A 23,802-nucleotide genomic window follows, 5' to 3' on the forward strand; every position below is an offset into this window, starting at 1 on the left:
CGCCGCCCATGCCCGGCGGGCCGCCCGCGCCGCCCGGACCGCCGCCGCCCATCATCTCCTCCGGATCGGGGCGGTCGCCCTCCTCGCGCTCCTGCTCGCGCCGCTCGCGGATTTCCTCGACCCGCTCGCGGAAGGACTTCTCTTCGCCGTCCTCGCCGCTCTGGCCTTCGGCGGCGTCGCCGCCCTGTTCCCCGCCGGCGTCGGCGTCGTCGGTCTCGTCGTCTGCCATGGAGTCCGGTTCGGTAGCCCGGCCGAAAAGCGTTGTTGCTCCGGCTCTCGACGCTGCGTTTATCTCGGGTCGACCCGGGATGCAGATCGCTCCGCACCGGTCTCCGAAGCGTCAGGCGCGAACCGGCCGGTGACAGTTCGGGCACTCGGTCGTCTCCGCGTCGCGGCCGACCGCCGGGACGTGGTCGCCGCAGTTCGGGCACCGCGTCCGACCGCGCGCGTACTCGGTGCTCGACGGGACCGGGGACTGTTCCGTGTCGTCGGTCATGTTTGCATGACAACGGCTGTCACACTAATAACTTGCCACTATATCCCTAAAACGCAACAAAGGCGATTGAAACGGGTGGGAGGTCCCGTTTCAGTGATCGGTCGCACACCGAGATCGCTCACTCGTGTCCGGAGACGCGAACCGGCTCGTACGGCTCCTCCAGCCACTCCGCGTCGGACGCGGAGAGGTCGATATCGAGCGCCTCGACGGCGTCTTCCAGGTGTTCGACGCTGCTCGTGCCGACGATGGGCGTGTCGACCCACTCCTTGCGGAACAGCCACGCCAGCGCGATCTGGGCCATCTTCACGCCCTTCTCGTCGGCCAGCTCCGCGACGCGCTCATTGACCGCCGGGCCGCCGCCCTCGCGGTACGGGTGTTCGTAGAGGTGCTCCTCGGTCTCCCCGCGGAGGGTCGCGTCGACCTCTTCGTGCGGCCGAGCGAGGTAGCCGCGCGCGAGCGGGCTCCACGGCATCACGCCGATTCCCTCCTTCTCACAGAGCGGGAGGGTCTCGCGCTCTTCCTCGCGGTACGCGAGGTTGTAGTGGTTCTGCATCGTGGCGAACCGCTCGTACCCCTCGCGGTCGCTGACGTGGAGCGACTCGGCGAACTGGTGGGCCCACATCGAGGAGGCGCCGAGATACCGCACGTCGCCGCGGCGGACCGCGTCGTCGAGCGCGGCGAGCGTCTCCTCGATCGGCGTGTCGTAGTCCCAGCGGTGGATCTGATACAGGTCGATCGTGTCGGTTCCGAGCCGGTCGAGGGAGTTCGATAGCTCCTGTTCGATCGCCTTCCGCGAGAGCCCGCCCGAGTTCGGATTCGACTCGTCCATCCGGAAGTAGCCCTTCGTGGCGACGACGAACTCGTCGCGGTCGTAGCCGTCGAGCGCCTCGCCGAGGACGCGCTCCGACTCGCCGTTCGAGTACATGTTGGCGGTGTCGAAGAAGGTCACCCCGAGGTCGATCGCGCGCTCGACCAGCTCCTTTCCCTCCTCCTCGTCGAGGACCCACTCGCGCCAGTCCGGGTCGCCGAAGCTCATGCAGCCGAGACAGATCTTCGACACCGTCGTCCCGGTGTCGCCGAGGGTGGTGTACTCCATACGCCGGGCAGGCGGAGCCGGGACAAAAAACCACCCGCGGAGGGAAAGAGCGTGAGGAACGCGAGCGGGCGAGCGCGGCGCCGGAGCCGGTCCGCGCCCCCGGAGCTATGGTTCCCGAGCCCGTGCGATCCGACGTGAGCGACCGACCGATCCAGTGGCTGCTCGGCGACCAGCTCAACCCCGAGCTCGACGCCCTCGACGACGCCGGCGAGGTGCTCCTGATCGAGGCGCACGGCTTCGCCGACCGGAAGCCGTACCACGCGCACAAGCTGACGCTCGTCTTCTCCGCGATGCGCCACTTCCGGGACGAGCTCCGCGAGCGCGGCCACGACGTGACCTATCTGAGAGCCGAGTCGTTCGGCGAGGGCCTCGACGCGTTCCTCGCCGACCGGTCCGACCCCGACCTCCGGCTGATGCGCCCCGCGAGCTACGGCGCGGGCGAGCGCCTCCGCGAGCTCGTCGACGAGCGGGGGGGATCGCTGGAGCTGACGGAGAACGAGCTGTTCTGGACGACGCCGGCCGACTGGCGCGAGTGGGCCGACGAGCCCGAGGGGGGATGGGACGACGGGGCGCTCCTCGACGGGGACGGGACCGCCGAGCGCACCTACCGACAGGAGGGGTGGTACCGCCACGTCCGCCGCGAGACGGGCGTGTTGATGGACGGCGACGACCCCGTCGGCGGCGAGTGGAATTACGATGACCTGAACCAGGAGACGCCGCCGGACGACTGGGAGCCGCCGGAGCGCCCGCGGTTCGAGCCGGACGAGCTCACCCGCGAGACGCACGCGTGGGTCCGCGAGCGGTTCGACACGTGGGGCAGCGACGACCTCGACGGGTTTGCGTGGCCGGTGACTCGGACAGAGGCGCGGACGGCGCTCGACGCGTTCGTGCGGGAGCGACTCCCCTCATTCGGGCGGTACGAGGACGCGATGGTGACGGACGAGCCGTTCCTCTCACACTCCCTGCTGTCGCCCGCGATCAACCTCGGGCTCCTCGACCCGCACGAGCCGGTTCGGGCGGTGGAGGCCGCGTACGAGGCGCGCGGCGTCGAACCGGGCGCGTACGACCCGGCGGACGACGGGGCGGCGGACGGCGGCGAGACGACGCTCGACGCGTTCGGGGACGGGGACGGCGGGGGCGACGGCGACGCCGAGAGCGACGCCGCCGACCCCGCGCCGGTCCCGCTCAACGCGGTCGAGGGGTTCGTCAGGCAGGTGATCGGCTGGCGAGAGTTCATGCGGCACGTCTACCGCGAGGCGATGCCAGAGCTGGCGACGGCGAATCAGCTGGACCAGACCCGGGAGCTCCCGCCCGCCTACTGGGACGGCGACACCGACATGACCTGTCTCTCCGAGGCCGTCGACCACGTCCGCGAGCACGGGTACGCCCATCACATCGAGCGGCTGATGGTGCTGTCGAACTTCGCGCTGATCTACGGCGCCGACCCCACCGAGGTCAACGAGTGGTTTCATTTGGGCTTCGTCGACGCCTACCACTGGGTGACGACGCCGAACGTCGTCGCGATGGGGTCGTTCGGCACCGACGTGCTCTCCTCGAAGCCGTACGCCTCCTCGGGGAGCTACGTGAACCGGATGAGCGACCACTGCGCGTCGTGTCCGTACGCCGTCTCCCGGACGACGGGCGAGGGCGCGTGCCCCTTCAACGCCCTCTACTGGGACTTCCTGAAGGACAACGAGGAGACGCTCCGCGGGACCGGACGGATGGGACTGATGTACTCGCACGTCGACGATAAGGACGAGGAGGAGTGGGCCGCGATTCGCGAGCGGGCCGCGACGGTGCGAGAGCTGGCGGCGGAGGGGGAGCTGTAGGAGAATCGTGGGTCGGCACGGCGCCGCGGCGGCCCTATTCGCCGCCCGCGAGCCGCCGCAGCCGGGGGAGCGCCTGCTCGTAGCCGAGCGCGACGACGCCGACGTACAGCGCGAGCAGTCCCATCGCGACGGCCCACGCCGCGAGCGCGAGGTCGCCGGCGGCGGCCGCCGAGAGTCCGAACCGTTCGAGCACGACGCCGACCGCCGAGGCCGCGCCGGCCCCGACGACGACGGCGAGGAGTTCCGCGAGTTCGACCGCGACCGCGGGTGCTTCGACCATATCGGTCCGGGGCGGTCACCGGGTATGACTCTTTCGAGTGCGGCCCGGAACGGCGCGTCGCCGGCGTCGCGCATTAAACAACGCTTCCGCGCGAGAGAGCGGCCCTTTTATTTTCGGGAGCGCGTATCACCGCGTACGCATGAGCAACGGAGACGGCGACGGTCGAAACGACCTCCGGATGCCCGACGACGACGAGGTGTTCGCGGAGGTCGTCGAGATGCTCGGCGCGAACCGGGTCCGCGTCCGCTGCGCGGACGGGAAGGAGCGGACCGCGCGCATCCCCGGCCGGATGCAGAAGCGCGTCTGGATCCGCGAGGACGACATCGTCCTCGTCGAGCCGTGGGACTGGCAGGACGAGAAGGGCGACATCGAGTGGCGCTACGAGAAGAGCGAGGCCGAGCAGCTCCGCGAGGAAGGCCACCTGGGGTAGCGCCGTCGCGGGTCGCGCGTGGGACGCCGCCGCACCGTTTTTAAGTCCGAACGGCCCCGAGCGAGCGTATGCTCCGGCTCGCGATGACGACCGACGCGGAGACGTTCGACCGGGTGCGCGGGCCGCTCGCGGACCGCGGAATCGAGGTCGAGCACGTGCGGGCGAAGGAGCGGTCGCTCCGCGTCTCGGGCGGGGGTCCCGGGGACGACGGCGGTGCGGTCGAACGGAGCGGCGAGGCGATCGCGGGAGAGTTCGACGGCTTCGACGTCGGCTTCGTCTACCCCTCGCGGCTGATGGAGGGTGCCGTCGTCGACGCGCGGCTGTCGGTCCCGTGGGTGAACGGCCGCGACGCCGTCCTCGCGTCGCGGAACAAGGCCGGCGCGCTCGCCGCGCTCGACGACGCCGGGCTCCCGACGCCGCGGACGACGCTCGTGTCGAATCCGGTCGACGAGTCGATCGTCGTCGACGCCGTCTCGTCGTTCTCGTACCCCGTCGTCGTCAAGCCGAACTCCGCGACGCGGGGCGTCGGCGTCGCGACCGCCGGCGACCTCGACTCCCTGCTCGGCGTCGTCGACTACCTGAACCTCGTCCACGACTACCGCGCGACCGGCGACAAGTCGTACCTGATCCAGGAGTTCCTCCCCGACGCGCGCGACTACCGGGCGATGGTCGTCGACGGCGCGTACGCCGGCGCGGTCCGCCGGGAGCTCCCCGCGGACGCCAGGGAGCGCGGGCGGTGGAAACACAACGTCCACCGCGGCGCCGAGGCGACCGGCGTCGACCTCCCCGAGCGCGCTCGCGAGCTGGCCGAGCGGACGGCCGACGTCCTCGGGATCGACTACCTCGGCGTCGACCTGCTCGAAACGGACGACCGGCTCGTCGTCAACGAGACGAACGCGCGGCCGACGGTGGACGCGGCGACGAAGTACGAGCCCGACTTCTACGACCGGCTCGCGGGGCTCATCGAGCGGACGGCCGGAAACGGGGATTGATCGGAAAGGGAGGGGGCCGAGAACTACTCCAGATCGATCGAGGCGGAGTCGTCGTCGCGGTCGAACGAGACTTCGAGGACGCCGTTGTTGAACGTCGCGTTCGCGGAGTGCTCGTCGACGGGGACCGGGAGGTCGACGGTCTCGTCGTACTCCCGCCGGTCGGAGGCCGCGGAGATGGTGAGCGCCTCGCCGTCGCACTGCAGGGAGAGCTCCTCCTTCGAGACGGCGGGGAGGTCGGCGACGAGCCGCACGCCGTCGTCGGTGGCGTACGCGTCCACGTGCGTCGCCGACCCGAAGCCGGCGTCCTCGGTGCCCGGTTCGCCGCTCGCCATCTCGTTCATCATCCGTTCGATCTCCTCGAAGAAGTCTCCGAACGGATCGTCACGGTCGTCTCTATCCATATCCGATGTGAGGGTGGTGACCCCGATAAGCCTTCTGTCGGTCGCCGTTTTGACCGGCACGGCGCGGCGCCGCGCGGGATCGATCAACGCCGCCGTCGATCGGGGATCGCCCCGGACCGCCGACACCGCGCGTAACGAAATCGAACGATAGTGACCATGTCGCGGGCGACTCGCCCGGATTTAAGTATCTGCGGCTCGCCTTTTTCGGATATGAGTAAATCATATCTCGCCGCAGATGACGGCGTGAGCGACGACGAGGTCGTTCGAGTGGGGCTCAACGGGTTCGGGCGGATCGGGCGCAACGTGTTCCGCGCGGTGCTGGAGTCGCCGCGGATCGAGCTCGTCGGGATCAACGACGTGATGGAGTTCGACGACATGGCGTACCTCGCGAAGTACGACACCGTCATGGGTCGGCTCGACGGCGTCGAGCGCGAGGGCGACGCGCTGACGATCGGCGGGACCTCGGTCCCGCTGTACAACGTGCAGGACCCCGCGGAACTCCCGTGGGACGAGCTCGACGTCGACGTCGCCTTGGAGTGTACGGGCATCTTCCGGACGCGGGAGGACGCGAGCGCGCACCTCGACGGCGGGGCGGACACCGTGATCATCTCGGCGCCGCCGAAGGGCGAGGAGCCGGTCAAACAGCTCGTCTACGGCGTCAACCACGACGAGTACGAGGGCGACGACGTGATCTCGAACGCCTCCTGTACGACGAACTCCATCACGCCGGTCGCGAAGGTGCTCGACGCGGAGTTCGGCATCGACGCCGGGACCCTCACCACCGTCCACGCCTACACCGGCTCGCAGGCGCTCATCGACGGGCCGAAGGCGAAGACCCGACGCGGCCGCGCGGCCGCCGAGAACATCGTCCCCACGTCGACCGGCGCCGCGGGCGCCGCGCAGGAGGTCCTCCCGCAGCTGGAGGGGAAGATCGACGGGATGGCGATGCGCGTCCCGGTCCCGAGCGGCTCGATCACCGAGTTCGTCGTCAGCCTCGACGAGACCGTCACCGCGGAAGAGGTCAACGCCGCCTTCCGCGACGCCGCCGACTCCGGCCCGCTCGCGGGGGTCCTCGGCTACACCGACGACGAGGTCGTCTCCAGCGACATCGTCGGGCTCCCCTTCTCCAGCTACGTCGACCTCGGGTCGACGAACGTCATCGCCGGCGGGAAGCTGCTGAAGATCCTCACCTGGTACGACAACGAGTACGGCTTCTCGAACCGGATGCTCGACACCGCCGCGTACGTCCACGACGAGGCGTAAGCGGCCGGTCGCGCTCGACGCGTCCCCTCTCGGGACGCCGTCCCCACGCTCGAAGCCCCCCGACGGCGACGCGTTCCCGGAGTAGCACTCGTTAAGTATCTAATCGACGACCGTTCACCCATGCCCGCCTTCGACACCATCGACGACCTCCCGGCAGACAGACGCGTCCTCGTTCGACTCGACCTCAACTCCCCGATCGAGGACGGAGAACCGCAGGACAACCGCCGCTTCGACCGCCACGCGGAGACGGTCCGCGAACTCGCCGAGGCGGGCCATCGCGTCGTCTGCATGGCTCACCAGGGCCGCCCCGGCCGCGACGACTTCACGTCGCTCGCGGGCCACGCGGAGATTCTCGCGGACCACGTCGGCCGCGACGTTGCGTTCGTGGCCGACACCTACGGCGACGAGGCGCTGGACGCCATCGACGCGCTCGGCGCGGGCGAGGTCCTGCTGCTGGAGAACGCCCGGATGTGCGACGACGAGCTCCCGGAGGCGTCGCCCGAAGAGAAGGCCGAGACCGAGTTCGTCGGGACCCTGGCGCCGCACTTCGACGCGTACGTCAACGACGCGTATTCCGCGGCCCATCGGAAGCACGCCTCGCTGGTCGGCTTCCCGCTCGTCCTCCCCGCGTACGCCGGCCGCGTGATGGAGACGGAGTACGAGGCCAACACCGCCATCGCGACCCGCGAGTTCGACGGCCCGGTGACGATGGTCGTCGGCGGGACGAAGGCGACCGACGTGATCGGCGTGATGGACGCCTTGGACGACCGGGTCGACCGCTTCCTGCTCGGGGGCATCGCGGGCGAGCTCTTCCTGCGCGCCGCGGGCCACCCGGTCGGCCACGACGTGGGCGAAATGGACCTGTTCGACGAGCAGTGGGAGCAGAACCGCGAGCTGATCGAGTCGGTGCTCGAGGAGCGCGGCGACGCGATCCGCCTCGCGAGCGATCTCGCGTACGAGGGGGCGGACGGCGAGCGCGCCGAGGTCGCGGTCGGTGACATCGACGAGAAGACCGCGGGGTACCTCGACGTGGGCGCCGCGACGGTCGCCGACTACGAGCCGCCGATCCGCGACTCCGACGCGGTGTTCGTGAAGGGGGCGCTCGGCGTCTTCGAGGACGAGCGGTTCGCCGACGGCACCGTCGGCGTGCTCGAGGCCATCGCCGAGACCGACTGCTTCTCGGTCGTCGGCGGGGGCGACACCTCGCGCGCCATCGAGATGTACGGCCTGAGCGAAGACGACTTCTCGCACGTCTCCATCGCGGGCGGCGCGTACATCCGCGCGCTGACGGGCGAGCCGCTCCCGGCGGTGGAGGTCCTCGAGTCGGCGGCCGGGCGGCAGTAGGGCGCCGGACCGGAGGTCCGCCCTCGCGGCCGAACTACTCCTCGTTGAGGTCGAGATCGAACTGCTCGTTCTCGGTGACCGCGTTCAGGACGACGCTCGTGTTCGACTCGCGGATGTCGGCGTCGGTGAGGATCGACTTGATCTGGTCGTTCATCCCGTCCGTGTCAGTGAACTTCCCGATGGCGATCACGTCGTAGTCGCCCGTGACCTCGTAGACGCTCACCATCTGTTTCTCCGCTTTGAGCTTCTCGGTCACGTCGGGGAGCGCGCTTCCCTCCACCTTCAGCTGAAGCACGGCCGTCACGTCGTAGCCGAGCTTGTCGTAGTCGACGATGGGCGTGTACCCGCGGATCACGCCCTCGTCTTCGAGATCGCGGAGGTGATTCGAGACGGTGGTCACGGACACGTCGAGCTCGTCACCGAGGCTCCGGAGGCTGGCGCGGCCGTTGCTGAGAAGCGAGTTGACGAGCTTGGCATCGAGGTTTTCGTACGTCATCACACCGATCCACGCCGTCAGGGGTTTATAATTTTACGAACGTCCAGCAGTATTGCCGCACTGGCGGTTCATGCGCCAAGCGATAAGGCCTTTATACTGGCAGATAACGAATGAACCGTCCAGAACATGACGGACGAACACGCGAAACCAGACGGCGGCCTCACGGCCGAAGAACAGGCGGTACTCGACGAGATCGAAGAGGAGAACATCGACTTCCTGCGGCTCCAGTTCACCGACATCCTCGGCGTCGTGAAGAACGTCTCCGTCCCGGCCCACCAGGCGGAGAAGGCGTTCACCGAGGGGATCTACTTCGACGGCTCCTCCATCGAGGGGTTCGTGCGGATCCAGGAGTCGGACATGCGGCTCGTCCCCGACCCCGACACGTTCGCGGTGCTCCCGTGGCGCGACGACGGCGACTCGGGCGCGGCGCGGCTCATTTGCGACATCGTCGACACCGACGGCGAGCCGTTCGTCGGCGGTCCGCGCCAGGTGCTGAAGAGCGTCCTCGAGGAGGCCGAGGAGATGGGCTATTCCGTCTCGATCGGTCCCGAGCCGGAGTTCTTCCTGTTCAAGACCGACGACGAGGGGAACGCGACGACGACGCCCCACGACAACGGCGGCTACTTCGACCTGGCGCCGAAGGACCTCGCGTCGGACGTGCGCAAGGAGATCATCTTCACCCTGGAGGAGATGGGCTTCGAGATCGAGGCCTCGCACCACGAGGTCGCCAAGGGCCAACACGAGATCAACTTCAAGTACGACGACGCGCTCTCGACCGCGGACAACATCGCGACGTTCCGCGCCGTCGTCCGCGCGGTCGCCGCGCAACACGACCTCCACGCGACGTTCATGCCCAAGCCGATCGCGGACATCAACGGCTCGGGCATGCACAGCCACATCTCGCTGTTCGACGAGGACGGCAACGCGTTCGCCGACGAGTCGGACGAGTTCAACCTGAGCGAGACGGCCTACCAGTTCATGGGCGGAATCCTGAACCACGCGCCCGCGTTCACGGCCGTGACGAACCCGACCGTGAACTCCTACAAGCGCCTCGTGCCCGGCTACGAGGCGCCGATCTACGTCGCCTGGTCCGACACGAACCGCTCGGCGCTCGTCCGCGTCCCCGACGCCGCGGGCGTCTCCGCGCGCTTCGAGGTCCGCAGCCCCGACCCGTCCTGTAACCCCTACCTCGGGATGGCGTCGCTCATCGCCGCCGGCCTCGACGGGATCAAGACCGGCGCCGACCCGGGCGATCCGGTCCGCGAGGACATCTACGAGTTCGACGACGAGAAGCGGCAGGAGTACGGCATCGAGACGCTGCCGCCGAACCTCGGCGCCGCCGTCGAGGAGCTGGAGGCGGACGAGGTGCTGCAGGAGGCGCTCGGCCCCCACACCTCCGAGAAGTTCGCCGAGGCGAAGTCCCAGGAGTTCAGCGAGTACCTCACCCAGGTCTCCGAGTGGGAGGAAGACCGCTACCTGGAGACGTTCTAGGCCGGTCCGCGTTCGCTCTTCCGGTTCCGTCTCTTCCTCAGTTATTTCCGTTCGACCAGCCGCCCGCGCCGCGGTCCGGACGGATCGCACCGATCCGTTTCGGTAGCGCGGGCAGGGCGACCACGGCGACGACGGCGGCGGTCGTCGCGGTCAGCGTGACGACGACCGAGTCGGCGAGCGCGTACGCGCCCACCCAGAGCGCGCCGGTGACGGCGAGCGCCGGGACCGCGATCCGGACCGGAACCGACGGCTCGTCGCCGGCGACGAGCCGCCAGCCGACCGCGCCGCCGAGGCCCGTGGCGATGCCGATCCCCGCCTCGACCACCTCGCCGGTGTGTCCGCCGGCGAGCGCGACCCCGGCCGCCGCGAGCGAGACGACCGCGGCGAGCAGGAACGCCGGCGTCGGGTCGAGCGCGGCGGTCGGCTCCGTCGCCGAGCTCGCCGACGAGGAGTTCCGTCCGGGGAGCCGCGGGTCGCCGGCGAGCCACAGCGCACCGACGACGACGCCCCCGCCGAGGAGGACGCCGGCGAGCACGTCGACGAAGTAGTGAACCTCGATTACCACCCGCGAGGCGGCGACCGCGGCGGCGACGACGCCGGCCGCGAGCAGCCGTCGCCCGCCGGTCCACGCCCGGTCGTACACGAGCGCCAGCGCGAGGTACGCCGCCGCGCCCCCGGTCGCGTGGCCGCTCGGGAAGCCGAAGCCGTCGGAGAGCACCTGCGCCTCGTACCAGCCCGAGAGCAGGGCGGGGAGCCACGTCGGGACGTCGGCCGGGGGCATCGCGCCCGGCGGCCGGGGGACGGCGAACCACGCCTTGCCGAGCGCGACGGCGGCGTACGCACAGGTGACGACGGCGATCGCAGTCGCGCCGGCGCGGCGCGGCGAGGCCGCGAGCCGGTCGCCGGCGAACCAGTAGGCGACCGCCAGCAGGCCGAAGAGGAACCACGGGTCGGCGAGGTGGGTGACGGCCGCGAAGAGGACGACGACGACCTCGGGGAGCGCGTCGACGAGGGCGGTCTCGCCGACCCCGCGCTCCGCGGAGACGAGCCCGGTCACGGCTCAGTCGTCGCCCCGGTCGCGGGCGCAGTCGAGCGCCTTTCCGGGCGTTTCGAGGAGGTTGAGCCCGATGCCGACGACGATGAAGAGCGTGTACAGCCCGAGCGTCGACAGCCCGAGAATGAGCATCGCCGCGATGGCGTAGAGCCCGTCGAGGAAGGAGAACGCGCCGAGTATCAGCACCGTCCCGTACAGCAGCACGAGGTACGGCCCCCACCCGCGGGCGTGACCGCGCCGCATCCGGGACCGGACGTAGCGTTTCAGCTCCGACTCCACCGCGGGCTTGTCGACGGTGCGCCGCTCGACGTCGTCCTCGAACTCGTCGAACTCCGCCCGCAGCCGCCCGACCTCCTCCCGGAGCGCCGCGACGTCCGGCGCCCCCTGCGGCCGCTCCTCGTCGCCGGCGTCGTCAGCGCCGTCCGACTCGCCGTTCATACCCGTGGGTCGGCCGCGGTCCTGTTGTAACTGCCGGTCCGCGGCGGGGGTGACCGTCGCCGACCCGCCCCCGAAGCCGGCCCCGCTCGCGGGGGACATCCCGTCCCGCCCGGACAGCACGACGTTGACGACCCCGCCGACCACGACGACGACCGCGGCGAGGTAGAGCCACGTGACGAGCAGCAGTATCCCGCCGATGACGCCGTACACCTGAAACTGGCCGGCGCTCGCCGCGTACACCTGAAAGCCGGTCTGCAGCAGCGTCCAGCCGACGGCGGCGACGACCGCGCCGGGCAGCGCCTCCCGGAGCCCGATCCGGGGCTGCGGGAGCAGGTAGTACATCGGGAGGAAGACGACCGCGAGGAAGCCGGGCAACACGAGGATGCTGACCGCCTCCACGGTGGGAACCGCGTCGGCGGCCGCGACGAACGCGCCGACGATCACCATCACGCCGACGCCGACGCCGACGCCGAGGACGACCGAGCCGGCGTCGGTGAGCTGTTTCGCGAAGTCAGGCGGCTCCTTGACGCCGTACAGCTCGGCGAACGCCGTGTCGAGCCCGCGGAACACCTTCAGCGTCGACCAGAGCAGCACGGCCACGCCGAGCACGCCCGCGCCGGTCCGACCGCCCGCCGAGGAGACCGCGCCGGTGACGGCCTCCTCGCCCGCGGGAGTGAGGAAACCGCCGGCCGACGCGACCAGCTCGCCGGCGATGACCTCGCCGAAGACGGCGGTGGCGACGACGACGAGCAGCAGGAGCGCGGGGACGAGCGAGACGAACGCGTAGTAGGCGATCGCGGCGGCGAGGAACGTCACCTGCCGGTCGATCGCGACGTCGACGACGCGACGCGCCGTACCGAAGGCGGTGGTCGAGTGTCGGGGCACGGCTCTTCGTTCGGCCGAGGCCGACAAAAGCGGGGCGGTGCGGCCGGGGCTCGGGGTCGGGGATCAGTCCGCGTCGTCCCCGCCGTCCAGGACCGCCGCCCGCATCTCCGCGATCGACGCCGTGCTCTTGACGGCGGTGCCGCGGTAGTGCGCGCGGCTGGCCTCGTGGCCGGCGCCGCGCAGGCGATCGACGAACTCCTCCATGCCGATGGCGGGCTCGCCCCACGCCTTGTACAGCCGGTGCTGGTCGTAATGCGTGGGGGTGTCGAGCTCGCGGGCGACGGTCCCGAGCAGCTTGCGCGCGCGCTTCGCCTCGCCCATGTCGTCGGTCACCTCGCGGCGGACGGCACGCGCGAAGTCGGCGTCGGCGACGGGACCGAGCCACAGCGGCCCGGCCGTGAGCACCCGATCGCCCCCGCAGACGGGGCACGTCTCGACCGGATCGGCGATCAGCCCGCGGGTCGCCTCTCGCCAGAGGCAGTCCTCGCAGTTGTCGACGTATCCCAGCTCGTCGACGCAGGCGTCCGCCGCCTGCGCCCCCGAATCGAGTTCGAGGTAGGTCCGCGCGTAGTGACGCGAGACGTGCGAGACGATCGGGGTGGCCGCCTTGTCGTAGCGGGCCGCGGTGCGCACCAGTGCGGAGATCAGCGTCCGGAGCCCCATCTCCGGGTGGTAGTCGGTGTTGCGCGGGACGGCGCCGTACTTCCGGATCCCGCTGTTGAGGTGGGCGCCGCAGAGCGGGGCGGTGTCGGTCGCCGTGACGCAGACGAGGTTCCGCGCGTTCGCGAGCGCGGCGTCCGCGAAGGGGATCGGCGTCCCGTACGGGTCCAGGTCGACGAGGTCGAACGGGCCCTCGTCGTACAGCAGCGCGTTGACGTCGCGGTGGACCGCCTCCCCGTCGAGGTCGTTGGCGGCGAGGTTCTCGGCCGCGAGGTCGACGGCGTCCGGGTCGACGTCGGCGCAGGTGACGTCGTACCCCTCGGCGGCGGCGCGCACTCCCCGGACCCCGGAGGCCGCCATCGCGTCGAGGTACGACGCCGCGCGCGGCTCCCGATCGCGGTACGCGCGAAGCACCGCGACGGTGACGTCGCGGTTCAGCTCCTGTGTCGGGTTGAAGAAGACCCCGCCGCCGGTGCCCTCGCTGGCCCCGTCGCGGGCCTCGGGGACGGAGACGGTGAGACCGCCCTCCTCGATGTCCATACCTCGGCGTCGGCCGTCCCGCACAAAAGGACCGCGCTCCGCCGGAGGCCCCTCATCGACGGCCCGTTCGCGCCTCCTGCGCGATCTCTTCCCGCTCGCGAACGGCGCGGCCGCGAAGCGGGGCTTTTAGCCCGTCACCGCGGATAGACGAACACACTGATGCACGCTACGCTCGACCGAGAACGGATCGGCCGTCCGACGCGCGAACGCGACGCGACCGCAGGGGCGGATCGGCGATGGTGAGCCCCGCCCGCGTCGACGCGCTCACCGACCTCGCCTACGGCGCGCTGATCGTCCTGTCGATCGTCCTCATCGCGACGCTGAACGGGACCGACGTCGGGGTGGCGTTCGGGATCGGGGTGTTCGCCTCCTACGTCGTCCACGTCGTCTGGAAGATGGCCCGGTTCGACCCCGACTGGATGACGCGCGAGGTCGCCGACCAGGTCGGCAAGGAGGTGGAGAAGAGCGTCGGCGAGACCGTCAACAAGGAGGTCGAAAAGACGGTCGGCGACACCGTCAACAAGGAGGTGGAGAAGAGCGTCGGCGAGACCGTCAGCAAGGAGGTGGAGAAGAGCGTTGGTGAGACCGTCAGTAAAGAAGTGGAGAAGACCGTGGGCGAGAAAGTCGAGGAGACGGTGGGCGAAAAGGTCGAAGAGACGGTCGAGAAAACCGTGGGCGACACCGTCAACAAGGAGGTGAGCGGCGTCGCCGACGACGTCAGCGACACCGTCAGCGAGGAGGTGACCGGGAAAGTCGAGGAGACGGTGGGCGAAACGGTGGAAAAGACCGTGGAAGAGACGGTCGGCGAGAAGGTCGAAGAGACCGTCGGTGAAACCGTCGAGAAGACCGTCGAAGAGACCGTGGAGAAGACGGTCGGTGAGAAGGTCGAGGAGACGGTCGAGAAAACGGTCGATCAAAAGGTGGAAGAGACGGTCGAGGAGACCGTGGAGAAGACCGTCGAGGAGACGGTGGGCGAAAAAGTGGAGGAGACGGTGAGCGAGAAGGTCGAAGAGACGCTCGACGAGGAGGCGGACGACGCCGAAGAGCGAGACGGGGACGACGCCGAAGAGCGGGACGACATCGACTATCGGGACGGCGACTCGTAGTCGCCGCCGACGGGACGACCGGTCGACGACGGCAAACTTCCTCTGCGCTTTCGATTTCCTGAATGCGTAATTTGGGTGCGGTTATTTTGGGTATTCCGAAGGGGATAAAGCCGGGCAGCCGTTACTCGATCCCAGACGCATGGGCCAGCACGATCTGGATCGGAGTCTCGGGTTGTACCCGACGATGATGATCAGCATGGGTGCGATGATCGGCAGCGGGATCTTCGTGCTGCCGGCGCTGGGGTACAAGAAGGCCGGACCGGCGGTGATCCTCGCGTACGTGCTGGCCGCGCTCGTCGTCCTGCCGGCCGCGTTGTCGAAGGCCGAGATGGCGACGGCGATGCCGGAATCGGGCGGGACGTACCTCTACATCGACCGCGCGCTCGGCCCGCTGTTCGGGACGATCGCCGGGATCGGGGCCTGGTTCTCGCTGGTGTTCAAGAGCTCGTTCGCGCTCGTCGGACTCGGCGCGTACCTGCTGCTGTTCGCGCCGCTCTCGCAGGGGGCGGTGGTGTACGTCGCGCTGGCGCTCGCGGTCCTCGTCGTCGCCCTGAACGTCTCGGGGACGAAGATGAGCGGCGGGATACAGGCGGTCATCGTTACCCTCGTCGTCGCCGGGCTGGTCGCGTACGTCGTCAACGCGGGGTTCGTCGCCGACACCGCGCGCTACGCGCCGTTCAGGACCGAGGGGAACCTCGGCGTCGTCACCGCCGCCGCCTTCGTCTTCGTCTCGTACGCCGGCGTCACGAAGATCGCGAGCGTCGCCGAGGAGGTGAAGGACCCGGGCAGGAACCTCCCGCGGGCGATGCTGGGGTCGATGGCGATCATGACGGTCCTGTACATCGGCGTGGTCGGCGCGATCATCGGTCTGAGCGACCCGGAAGTCCTGCGGACCGGGGGACCGGGCGGAACGGCGTCGCTCACGCCGATGGCGGACGGCGCGGGCGCGCTCCTCGGCGGTGCCGGAGTGCTCTTCATCTCCGTGATCGCCGTCATCGCGCTCACGAGCATGGCGAACGCCGGGGTTCTCTCCTCCTCGCGGTTCCCGCTCGCGATGAGCCGCGACGACCTCCTGCCGCCCGCGCTCCGGGCCATCGACCCGCGGTTCAAGACGCCGCGCAACGCCGTGCTGCTCACCGGAATCGTGCTGGTCCTCCTCATCAGGTTCGTCCCGGTGATCGAGCTGGCGAAGCTGGCGAGCGCGTTCCAGATCCTCGTCTTCTCGTTCGAGAACATGGCGCTCGTCGCCTTTCGGGTCGCCGACGCCCCCTCCTACGACCCGGAGTTCACGGCGCCCGGTTACCCGTTCGTCCAGGTGTTCGGCTTCCTCGCGGGACTCGCCCTGCTCACGCAGATGGGAACCGTCCCGATCCTCGGGGCGGCCGGGATCATCGTCGGGAGCGCGCTCGTCTACCTCGTGTACGGCCGACCCCGGACCGACCGAACCGGAGCGATCGGGACGATCCTCCAGGCCCGTCGCGGCGAGGAGGACGATGGGGTCCCCTCGACGAAGCCGGAGTGAGGGACGGCGAGGGGCGACGGACGAGCCGACGCGGTCAGTAGTCCCGGTTGACGACGATCACCGGGTCGCCGGTCTCGTCGGCGATCCGGTCCGCCAGCGTCCCGAAGACGCGGTCGCCGAGACTCGACTCCGGCTCGTACATCACGACCGCGTCGTAGTCGGCCGCGACGCGGAGGATCTCCTCGTCGTGCCCGTCGCCCTCGACCACCAGCGTGTCGACCGAGTCGGCGTCGAACCCGTCCGCGATCAGGCGTTCTCGGGTCTCCTCGACGACGGCCTCGCCCCGCTCGCGGCGCTCCTCGCCCTCGACGACGTGGAACAGGGTGATCCGCTGGGTGCCGTCCTCGCTCAATACCCGGATGAACCTCGGGAGGCGATCGAACTCGGCGACGTCCGGGAGCGGCACGAGGATCCGGCCGATCCCCTCGGTCGGGGCGGGGTCGAGCTCGGCGGCGCACTCCTCCTCGGTCGCGACCTGCCGGATCGCGGCCGCCCGGTCCTTCCCGAACACCAGTCGCGTCCGGACGGACGCGCCGGCGTCGGCGAAGGCGCCGGCGATCTCGTCGAGCGTCGCCTGCGCCGCCTCGCCGAACTGCTCGCGCGCGTCGCGGACAGGGGTCTGCTCCGGCAGGTCGTAGTGGCCGAGGACCACGACGTTGAGCGACGCCAGGTCCTCGATCAGCACCGGAGACAGCGGCTCCGGGTCGGGGAGTTCGAGCGGAACGAGGATCGTGTCTGCCATGGCGGACCGTTGAGCGCGCGGAATAAAAAACGGCGAGACTCACGACGTCGCCGCGGGGGGCTCGTCGCCGTCGGCGAGGAACGCGTCGAGGACGTCGTCCTCGGACGACTCCTTCGGAAGCACCGTCACCACGTCGTTCGGACGGATCGACACGTCGCCGACCGGATGGATGATCGAGCCGTCGCGCTCGATCGACGTCACGACGGTGTCGTCCGAGAGGAGGCCGTCGGCGCGGGCCTCGGACGGTGAGTGGCCGACGATCGGCGCGTCGTCGGTGACGCACACCTCGATCACGGCGGTCCCGTCCGCGAGCGTGACGGTGTCCGTGACTACCGATCCCTCCGCGTCGTCGGAGAGGAACCGGGAGTATGGGGTGTGCAGCTCCGTCTGGAGCAGTTCCTCGTCCTCGATACGGATATCGAGGCCGGAGAGCGCGCGCGCGATCTCGCGGAGGTCGCTCGTCTCCTCGCCGACCGCGACCACCTGCAGGTCCCGGCGCCCCGCCATCAGCACGCGGACGTTGATCACGCCCGGGATGGAGCGGGCCGCGAGCGCCAGCCGCTCTCGCTCATCGGCGGGAACGGTGCACATGAACACCGAGGTGAGCCGCCCGCCCGCCTGCTCGAAGTCGACGATGGCCGTGTAGCCGCGGATCACGCCCGCCTCTTCGAGGCGCTCGATCCGGTTCCGGACCGTCCCCGCGGAGACGTTCATCTCCTCCGCGATCATCGGTGCGGAGGTGTTCCGCGCGTCCGACATCAGCGCGTGGATGATCTGCCGGTCGATCTCGTCGAGGTGGTGGCTCACGGTCGACTGCCTCCCGTTCCGGTCGATACCGAGTCGCGCCGTCGAAGGAGCGTCATGTCTCGTCGTACCCGCCAGACCGTAATATGGTTTACTCACGGCGCTGGCGCTCCCGTCTACCGCGAACGAACCGGGAAGCGGGACGGCCGTCGCAGAGCGGATCCGCTCCGGGAGCAAGCGGTGTCGATATGAGAAAAAGAGTGAGAGAGCGGCGCTACTCGTTACCGAACATCTGGCGCATCATCGGATGCATCTCCATCAGCTGCTCCTCGGCGATCTCCTCGTACAGCTTGTACGTGATCGAGACCGCGAGCAGCAGGCCGGTCCCGGAGACCGAACCGATGGTGCCGAGCAGGTTCGCCATCACGGCGAGGAACCCGACGAGGGCGCCGCCGATGACGGTCACCTGCGGGATGTACCGCTCCATCACCTTCTCGACGACCTGCGGGTTCCGACGGAACCCGGGGATCTGCATCCCGGAGTTCTGGATCTGCTTCGCGGTCGCCTCCGGGCCCATCCCTGTGGTCTCGACCCAGAAGATGGCGAAGATCGCCCCGCCGACGATCATGAAGGTGAGGTCGATCCCGAGCCGGATCGCGATCATCCACGGCTCGCCGGTCGCCGCGCCGCGGAACCACATCCACTGCTCCGGCTGCTGGATGGGGTTCAGGTAGTAGAACAGCCCGGACGTGGGCTGCCCCTGATCGCCGTACACCCCGAGCCAGGCCGGCATCCCCGCCCACTGCGAGGAGAGGAGCTGCCCGACGAACTGGATGTTCGCCTGCAGCGCGCGGACGAGGATCATCGGCAGGACGGACGCGTAGATGAGCTTCACCGGGAACCGACCGCGCGCGCCCTTCACCCGGGCGTGCGACAGCGGGATCTCGACGCGGACCGACTCCGCGTAGACGACGATCCCGAAGATGAACACCGTCGTGAACAGCGCGAGGACGTTCCCGGGCGCGAACAGCAGCGACTCGAGCCCGGCCGACGTGAACGGCGACCCCAGCTGGGTACCGCCCGTGGCGATCGCGTACCAGTTCGCGAAGAAGCCGCGCGCGCCGAGCGCGGAGAAACTGAAGAAGCCGCCGACGATCTGCTGGCTCACCGACGCGATGATGAACAGCCCGACGCCGGAGCCGACGCCCCACTTGCTCACGATCTCGTCCATGAACAGAAGGAGGACGCCGCCGACGAAGATCTGCGCGAATATCAGCGCCTCGACGCCGAACGTCCCGATACCGAGCGTCTGCCCGACGGCCGGATCCGCGGGCAGGAACCCGCCGGTGAACACCATCGGCGCCGCCGTCAGCGCCGTCACGATGATCACGAGCAGCTTCTGGAGGCCCTGATACAGGACCTGGTCGCGCGGGTCGTCGGTGTCGAGTCCCAGCAGGTTCGCACCCCCCAACAGCTGGAGGACGATGGACGCCGTGACGATCGGTCCGATACCGACCTGCAGCAGCGAGCCGGACGAGCCGGCGAGCACCGACCGGAACTGCCCGAAGAAGTCCGACCCCTGCCCGACCGCCAACCCGAACGGGTTGATGTTGGTCAGGAAGAAGTAGACGATCAGGATGCCGGCCGTCCACGTGAGCTTCCGTCTGAACGGGACGTGACCCGCCGGTCGCTCCACGACGGGCATCCGCGAGAGCACCGGTTCGGCGGCCTCCTTCCAGCTCATGATTACGCCTCGTCAGTCTCGTCGTCTGAAGTGTTTTCTGATTCGGCAGCGGCCTCGGCGCGCTCGGAGAGCGTCGCCTCGCCGCCGGCCTCCTCGATCAGTTCGACCGCGCCGGCGGTGAACGCGTCGGCCGTGACGCGGAGCTCGCGGCGGACCTGTCCGCCGCCGAGCACCTTCACGACGTCGGCGTCGTGGCCGTCGTCGACGACGTCGCGCGCGTCGACGACGTACGCGTCGCCGTCCTCCTCGGCGAGGCCCTCGGCGGCGTACAGCGCCGCGTCCTCGTCGAGCTTCTGGACCTTGACCTCGAGGACCTCCGTCTGGGCGTCCTCGGGGCGCTTGAACCCGTACTTGCCGAGCGGGCCGTAGTTGTGGAACTCGTGTTTCGCGCGGCCGGCCGCGCCGCGGCCACCGCGGTGACCGGCGCCGCGCCGGTTCTTGTGCGTGCCGCCGCCGTGGGTGCGAGACCCGCGCTGTCGACGTTTCTTGCTCGTCATCGCATCGCCTCCAGGAGACCGTCGATCTCCTCGGTCGTGTGTTTCCCGAGCTCGCCGCCCTCGATCACGGGGTGCTTGATGCCCTCGTGACCGCCGCGGGGGGCGTGGAGCCGCAGCGTCGGGGAGAGCCCCTGCTCGCGCAGCGTGGTCTCCTCGGCGACGAGCGCCTCGGCAAGCGCCTCCAGGTCGGCGTAGTCGGTGTTGTCGTCGATCCACTCGTCGTCGACGTCGGCCGAGCCTTCGAGCGGCTCGCCGCGCCGCGCGATGGTGGTCGCGACGGCGTCGACGCTCGGTTCCCCGAACGCGACGACGTCGTTCACCTTGGTGATCATGCCGCGGTACGAGTCCGTCTCGGGGACGAACGTCGCGTGGTTGACGCGCCCGACGTTCAGCATGTCGAGCGTGTCCTCGACGCCGTACTCGAGGTTGACGTCGCCGCGGAGCTGGACGATCGCCTGCATCACTCGCTCACCTCGTCGTAGTGGACCTCACGCGCGTGCTGCGGAGTGCGGGACTGCGCCGCGTTCTCCAAGGCGTTGAACGTCGCCTTCGCGAGGTTCACCGTCGTGCGCGTGTTGCCGTCGGAGTTCGTCCAGGCGTCCTCGACGCCGGCGAGCTCCAAGATGTTCCGGACCGTCTCCGCGGCCGCGAGGCCCAGCCCCTGCGGGGCCGGCTTGATCTCGACCGTGACGGAGCCGGCCTTCCCCGTCGCCGTGCGAGTCAGGGAGTTGGTGCCGCCGGGCTGGTCCTCCCAGGAGCCGGAGCCGCGGTCGACCGAGATGATATTCAGCTTCGCGACGTCGATCGCCTTCTGGATGGCGCCGCCGACCTGGTCGTCCCGGGCCTGCGCGTAGCCGAGGTAGCCGTCGCGGTTGCCCACGGCGACCACGCAGCGGAACTTCACGCGGCGGCCGGAGTCGGTCATGCGCTGGACCATGTTGATGTCCAGCACCTCGTCTTCCAGCCCCGGGAGGAGCTGGTCGACGATCTCGGCCTCCTTCAGCGGGAGGCCGGAGTCGAGCGCCTGTTCCATCGACGAGATGTCGCCGTTCTGCACCTTGCGGCCGAGTCGCGTCCGCGGTTCCCAGCCGTCGTTGTGTCTACTCATGGTCCTCCTGGATTGTCGCGAGCACGTCGTCGAAGTGCTCGGGTACGTCGGCCGCGTCGAACTCGCCGCCGTACAGCGGCTCGTCGAGCTGCTCGTCGTACGCGGCGATGTGCTCGCCTCGCGTACGCGACCAGTCGGCCAGCACGCCGTCGTTGTGCGGGATCTCGAGGCCGGCGTCGATCGCTCCTTCCTGTACTGCGAACGTCTTGTTGCCGGGCGTCGCCGTGTTGAGCCCGATGTCGAGGACGGCCTCGTCGAGGCCGGCGTCGACGGCGCGGGCGCCCGCGAGGTACCCCGTGAGGTACGCGCTGGGGAGGTTGCCCGTGGGGGCCTCCCAGCCGTACTCAGCGAGGTCCTCGCTGGAGGCGGCCGCGTGGGTCTCGTCGCCGTCGGGTCCGGGAGTCACCAGCTGCGCCCTGACGTGAGCGTTGCTCACCCGAGCGACCAGGCGAGGCTTGCCCGATTTCAGCAGGCGCAACCTCTGATGGTAATCCGTCCGGACCTCGCGGCGGCGCCGCATCGGCACCTTGTATCGTGGTCCTGTCGCCATTACTCTGTCACCTCGTAACCGTACTGCGTCCGGATGTACGCCTCCAGCCGCGCGACGTCCTCGAACTCGCCGCCGCTCGCCTTGTTGTAGAGCGTGCGGTACTCGCTGGCGTCGAGGACGTCCTCGTCGTCGCGGAGTTCCTTCAAGCGGGCGCGCTGCGCGCGGATCCGCGCCTTCCAGTCGTCCTTCGTGTTCTGTCGCGCGCCGGCCTTCCCCTTCCGGGTGCCGGCGCCGGACTTGTGTCCGTACGAGCGCTTCTCGGCGCGCTCGCGGGCCTTGCCGCGGGAGTTCGTCTTCGCATCCTTCGCGCGGATCGTGCCCTGCTCGATGAGCTCGCGGACGTCCTCTCGCGTGATGGCGTCCTCGATCTCCTCCTGTGCCTCGGGGTCGAGCCAGACGCGGCCCTTGCCGACGTCTAACTCGTCCGCCGCGAGCCGCTTCTGCGCTTTCAGATCACTCATCGTCGACCTCCACTTCGACGTAGGTCGGGTTCAGCACGCGGATCTCGCGCTCCTCCGCCTCGTCTTCGATCAGTTCGCGCTTGCGACCGCCGACCTTCGAGGCGATCCGCACCGCCTGCGTGTCGCCGTCGACGCCATCGAGGTCGTCCGTGTTGTGCACGCGGACCTCTTCGAAGCCGCTCGGGTGCAGGTCGCGCGACGCCTTCGGCGAGCGGAAGCCCGCCTCGACGACGGGCCCCTTCGCCTTCATCCGGCGGCGCTGCTTGGAGAGCCCGCCGCGCGGCTTGCGCCACGACGTCGGGATCCGCTTTTTCTTGTGGTAGTCCTGCCGGTTGAACTGCGGTTTCCCCTCGCGGTGCTTCTGTGCGAGCGCGCGAGCGGTCTCGTCGTCCAGCTCCGGCGTCTTGTCGGCGTGCCCGCGGGGGCGAAGCTCCGTCTCGACCGCCTCGTCGGCGTCGGCCTCGTCGACCTCTTCCTCCTCGGTCTCGTCTTCGATCTCCGCGTCCGCCTCCTCGTCGACCTCCAGCCCGCCGACGTCGGCCTTGATACGCGCTGCGAGCGCGTTGCCGACGCCGTCGACCTCAGAGAGCTCCGACTGGGAGGCGGCCTTCACGTCCTCGACCGTCTCGTAGCCGGCCTCGCGAAGGGCGTCCGCCTTCGAGGGACCGACACCGCTGATGTCTTCCAGTTCTTCGGCCATTGGTTAGGCACCTCCGGTGGGCTTCTCGACGATGTACACGCCGTCCTGGAAGACGCGCGTGTCCTTGTCGGTCACCTTCGTCAGCTGTTCGATGTCGGCGGCGGTCTGCCCGACGGCCTCCTTGTCGGAGCCCGTGAGCGTGACCGTCTCGCCGTCGATCTGTACGTCCGTGTCCCCGCGGATCGGGGTGCGTCGCTGTGCTCGCTCGCCGAGGAAGTTCTCGATGACGACCTCGTCGCCCTCGGTGGTCACCTGCATCGGGAAGTGGGCGTAGTACACTTCCATCGTGTACTCCCATCCGTCGGTGACGCCGTGGATCATGTTGGCGACGTGGCTCTCGAAGGTGCCGACCGTGGCGTTCGTCTTCGCGTCCTCGCTCTCGGAAGCGATCGCGACGACACCGTCCTCGACCGTGACCTCGACGTCGGGGTACCAGAGGCGTCGCGTGACGCTCCCGTTGGGGCCCTCGACGGTGAGTTCGAGGTGGTCGGTCTCGGCGGAGACGTCGTCCGGAATCTCGATTTCGACTCTGTTCATTGTTAGTAGACGTATGCGATCACTTGGCCGCCGATGCCCGCTTCGCGGGCCTCGTAGTGGCTCATGACGCCGTGGCTCGTCGTGACGATGAGCGTCCCGTAGTCGCGGGCGGGGAGGTATCGCTTCTCCCACTTCTCGAACTCGTCGGCTCCCGCCGAGTAGCGGGGCTTGACGGCGCCACACTCGTTGATCGCGCCTTTCAGTTCGACCTCGAACTTCCCGGCCTTCCCGTCGTCGACGTACTCGAAGCCGTCGACGTACCCGCGGTCGTAGAGGACCTCGAGGACGGAGCCGATGATGTTGGAGGCGGGCTCAACCGTGTACGACAGGTGGCCAACGCTCTCGGCGTTGTCCATGCCGGCGAGCGCGTTGGTGAATGGATCGTTTCCCGTCATG

General features: G+C 69.3%; 27 protein-coding genes and 1 pseudogene. 8 read left to right on the forward strand and 20 right to left on the reverse strand.

Features of this window, described 5'->3' with window-relative positions:
* The 3 genes and pseudogenes from SD626R_RS10000 to SD626R_RS10005 form a co-directional block, all read right to left on the reverse strand.
* Positions 1-229 (reverse strand): annotated as a pseudogene (locus tag SD626R_RS10000) (hypothetical protein); the annotation flags it as partial.
* A 111-nt stretch (positions 230-340) separates the two neighbouring features.
* Positions 341-496 (reverse strand): hypothetical protein, encoded by a 156-nt coding sequence (locus tag SD626R_RS16825; RefSeq protein WP_176697305.1) that lies wholly within the window; start codon positions 494-496, stop codon positions 341-343.
* A 118-nt stretch (positions 497-614) separates the two neighbouring features.
* A complete protein-coding gene (locus SD626R_RS10005; RefSeq protein ID WP_092566205.1) occupies positions 615-1,592 on the reverse strand; it encodes an aldo/keto reductase in 978 nt (325 codons plus the stop codon).
* Positions 1,593-1,726: 134 nt separating this feature from the next.
* Between SD626R_RS10005 and SD626R_RS10010 the strand changes: the two genes are divergently transcribed.
* Positions 1,727-3,421, forward strand: a complete 1,695-nt coding sequence (locus SD626R_RS10010) for a cryptochrome/photolyase family protein (protein WP_092566248.1) — start codon at positions 1,727-1,729, stop codon at positions 3,419-3,421.
* Between the two features lie 34 nt (positions 3,422-3,455).
* Here SD626R_RS10010 and SD626R_RS10015 read toward each other — a convergent pair whose 3' ends face one another.
* Positions 3,456-3,701, reverse strand: coding sequence for a DUF8151 family protein (locus SD626R_RS10015; protein WP_092566207.1), 246 nt, complete (start codon positions 3,699-3,701; stop codon positions 3,456-3,458).
* A 139-nt stretch (positions 3,702-3,840) separates the two neighbouring features.
* Here SD626R_RS10015 and eif1A point away from each other — a divergent pair, with 139 nt between their 5' ends.
* Positions 3,841-4,131, forward strand: a complete 291-nt coding sequence (gene eif1A, locus SD626R_RS10020) for a translation initiation factor eIF-1A (RefSeq protein ID WP_092566209.1) — start codon at positions 3,841-3,843, stop codon at positions 4,129-4,131.
* A 68-nt stretch (positions 4,132-4,199) separates the two neighbouring features.
* Positions 4,200-5,123 carry an ATP-grasp domain-containing protein gene (locus SD626R_RS10025; RefSeq protein ID WP_092566211.1) on the forward strand — a complete coding sequence of 308 codons (924 nt, stop codon included), beginning with the start codon at positions 4,200-4,202 and terminating at the stop codon, positions 5,121-5,123.
* A gap of 23 nt (positions 5,124-5,146) precedes the next feature.
* Here SD626R_RS10025 and SD626R_RS10030 read toward each other — a convergent pair whose 3' ends face one another.
* Positions 5,147-5,524 carry an Hsp20/alpha crystallin family protein gene (locus SD626R_RS10030; RefSeq protein ID WP_092566213.1) on the reverse strand — a complete coding sequence of 126 codons (378 nt, stop codon included), beginning with the start codon at positions 5,522-5,524 and terminating at the stop codon, positions 5,147-5,149.
* Between the two features lie 210 nt (positions 5,525-5,734).
* On the opposite strand from SD626R_RS10030, the gene gap reads away from it, so the two are divergent.
* Both gap and SD626R_RS10040 read left to right on the forward strand, forming a co-directional pair.
* The gene (gene gap / locus SD626R_RS10035; RefSeq protein ID WP_092566215.1) at positions 5,735-6,787 is read left to right on the forward strand and encodes a type I glyceraldehyde-3-phosphate dehydrogenase; all 1,053 of its coding nucleotides are present in this window, start codon (positions 5,735-5,737) and stop codon (positions 6,785-6,787) included.
* Positions 6,788-6,907: 120 nt separating this feature from the next.
* Positions 6,908-8,131 (forward strand): phosphoglycerate kinase, encoded by a 1,224-nt coding sequence (locus tag SD626R_RS10040; RefSeq protein ID WP_092566216.1) that lies wholly within the window; start codon positions 6,908-6,910, stop codon positions 8,129-8,131.
* Positions 8,132-8,165: 34 nt separating this feature from the next.
* On the opposite strand, the gene lrp is transcribed toward SD626R_RS10040, so the two are convergent.
* Complete coding sequence (gene lrp, locus SD626R_RS10045) at positions 8,166-8,627, reverse strand: HTH-type transcriptional regulator Lrp (protein WP_092566218.1); 462 nt, start codon at positions 8,625-8,627, stop codon at positions 8,166-8,168.
* Positions 8,628-8,753: 126 nt separating this feature from the next.
* On the opposite strand from lrp, the gene glnA reads away from it, so the two are divergent.
* Positions 8,754-10,118 (forward strand): type I glutamate--ammonia ligase, encoded by a 1,365-nt coding sequence (gene glnA / locus SD626R_RS10050; protein WP_092566220.1) that lies wholly within the window; start codon positions 8,754-8,756, stop codon positions 10,116-10,118.
* A gap of 37 nt (positions 10,119-10,155) precedes the next feature.
* On the opposite strand, the gene SD626R_RS10055 is transcribed toward glnA, so the two are convergent.
* The 3 genes from SD626R_RS10055 to SD626R_RS10065 all read right to left on the reverse strand — a co-directional run bounded on the left by SD626R_RS10055 (position 10,156) and on the right by SD626R_RS10065 (position 13,695).
* The gene (locus SD626R_RS10055; RefSeq protein WP_092566222.1) at positions 10,156-11,175 is read right to left on the reverse strand and encodes a phosphatase PAP2 family protein; all 1,020 of its coding nucleotides are present in this window, start codon (positions 11,173-11,175) and stop codon (positions 10,156-10,158) included.
* Positions 11,176-11,178: 3 nt separating this feature from the next.
* A complete protein-coding gene (locus SD626R_RS10060) occupies positions 11,179-12,495 on the reverse strand; it encodes a YihY/virulence factor BrkB family protein (protein WP_092566224.1) in 1,317 nt (438 codons plus the stop codon).
* Between the two features lie 63 nt (positions 12,496-12,558).
* Positions 12,559-13,695: a tRNA (guanine(26)-N(2))-dimethyltransferase gene (locus SD626R_RS10065; RefSeq protein ID WP_092566226.1), complete on the reverse strand. Its 1,137-nt coding sequence runs from the start codon at positions 13,693-13,695 to the stop codon at positions 12,559-12,561.
* Positions 13,696-13,931: 236 nt separating this feature from the next.
* Here SD626R_RS10065 and SD626R_RS10070 point away from each other — a divergent pair, with 236 nt between their 5' ends.
* Together SD626R_RS10070 and SD626R_RS10075 are read left to right on the forward strand one after the other, a co-directional pair.
* Positions 13,932-14,801 (forward strand): hypothetical protein, encoded by an 870-nt coding sequence (locus SD626R_RS10070; RefSeq protein WP_092566228.1) that lies wholly within the window; start codon positions 13,932-13,934, stop codon positions 14,799-14,801.
* A gap of 139 nt (positions 14,802-14,940) precedes the next feature.
* Positions 14,941-16,323 carry an APC family permease gene (locus SD626R_RS10075; RefSeq protein WP_092566230.1) on the forward strand — a complete coding sequence of 461 codons (1,383 nt, stop codon included), beginning with the start codon at positions 14,941-14,943 and terminating at the stop codon, positions 16,321-16,323.
* 34 nt (positions 16,324-16,357) lie between these two features.
* Here SD626R_RS10075 and SD626R_RS10080 read toward each other — a convergent pair whose 3' ends face one another.
* The 11 genes from SD626R_RS10080 to SD626R_RS10130 form a co-directional block, all read right to left on the reverse strand.
* Positions 16,358-17,065 (reverse strand): universal stress protein, encoded by a 708-nt coding sequence (locus SD626R_RS10080; protein ID WP_092566232.1) that lies wholly within the window; start codon positions 17,063-17,065, stop codon positions 16,358-16,360.
* Between the two features lie 39 nt (positions 17,066-17,104).
* Positions 17,105-17,872, reverse strand: coding sequence for an Lrp/AsnC family transcriptional regulator (locus SD626R_RS10085; RefSeq protein WP_092566234.1), 768 nt, complete (start codon positions 17,870-17,872; stop codon positions 17,105-17,107).
* Between the two features lie 211 nt (positions 17,873-18,083).
* Positions 18,084-19,553, reverse strand: a complete 1,470-nt coding sequence (gene secY, locus SD626R_RS10090; protein WP_092566236.1) for a preprotein translocase subunit SecY — start codon at positions 19,551-19,553, stop codon at positions 18,084-18,086.
* Positions 19,554-19,555: 2 nt separating this feature from the next.
* Positions 19,556-20,050 (reverse strand): uL15m family ribosomal protein, encoded by a 495-nt coding sequence (locus SD626R_RS10095; RefSeq protein ID WP_092566238.1) that lies wholly within the window; start codon positions 20,048-20,050, stop codon positions 19,556-19,558.
* Positions 20,047-20,511, reverse strand: coding sequence for a 50S ribosomal protein L30 (locus SD626R_RS10100; protein WP_092566240.1), 465 nt, complete (start codon positions 20,509-20,511; stop codon positions 20,047-20,049). The genes SD626R_RS10095 and SD626R_RS10100 overlap by 4 nt, the downstream gene beginning before the upstream one ends.
* Positions 20,511-21,158: a 30S ribosomal protein S5 gene (locus SD626R_RS10105; RefSeq protein WP_092566242.1), complete on the reverse strand. Its 648-nt coding sequence runs from the start codon at positions 21,156-21,158 to the stop codon at positions 20,511-20,513. Before SD626R_RS10105 ends, SD626R_RS10100 begins: the two co-directional genes overlap by 1 nt.
* Entirely contained in the window at positions 21,151-21,708 is a 558-nt protein-coding gene (locus SD626R_RS10110; RefSeq protein WP_092566244.1) for a 50S ribosomal protein L18, read from the reverse strand. The genes SD626R_RS10105 and SD626R_RS10110 overlap by 8 nt, the downstream gene beginning before the upstream one ends.
* Complete coding sequence (locus SD626R_RS10115; RefSeq protein WP_092566245.1) at positions 21,708-22,169, reverse strand: 50S ribosomal protein L19e; 462 nt, start codon at positions 22,167-22,169, stop codon at positions 21,708-21,710. The genes SD626R_RS10110 and SD626R_RS10115 overlap by 1 nt, the downstream gene beginning before the upstream one ends.
* Entirely contained in the window at positions 22,162-22,869 is a 708-nt protein-coding gene (locus tag SD626R_RS10120) for a 50S ribosomal protein L32e (protein WP_092566246.1), read from the reverse strand. The genes SD626R_RS10115 and SD626R_RS10120 overlap by 8 nt, the downstream gene beginning before the upstream one ends.
* 3 nt (positions 22,870-22,872) lie before the next feature.
* Positions 22,873-23,406, reverse strand: coding sequence for a 50S ribosomal protein L6 (locus SD626R_RS10125; protein ID WP_092566247.1), 534 nt, complete (start codon positions 23,404-23,406; stop codon positions 22,873-22,875).
* Positions 23,407-23,408: 2 nt separating this feature from the next.
* Complete coding sequence (locus SD626R_RS10130) at positions 23,409-23,801, reverse strand: 30S ribosomal protein S8 (protein ID WP_004597419.1); 393 nt, start codon at positions 23,799-23,801, stop codon at positions 23,409-23,411.
* Position 23,802 lies beyond the last annotated feature (1 nt).

It is taken from the genome of Halorubrum sp. SD626R (assembly GCF_001261915.1).
Classification (GTDB): Archaea; Halobacteriota; Halobacteria; order Halobacteriales; family Haloferacaceae; genus Halorubrum.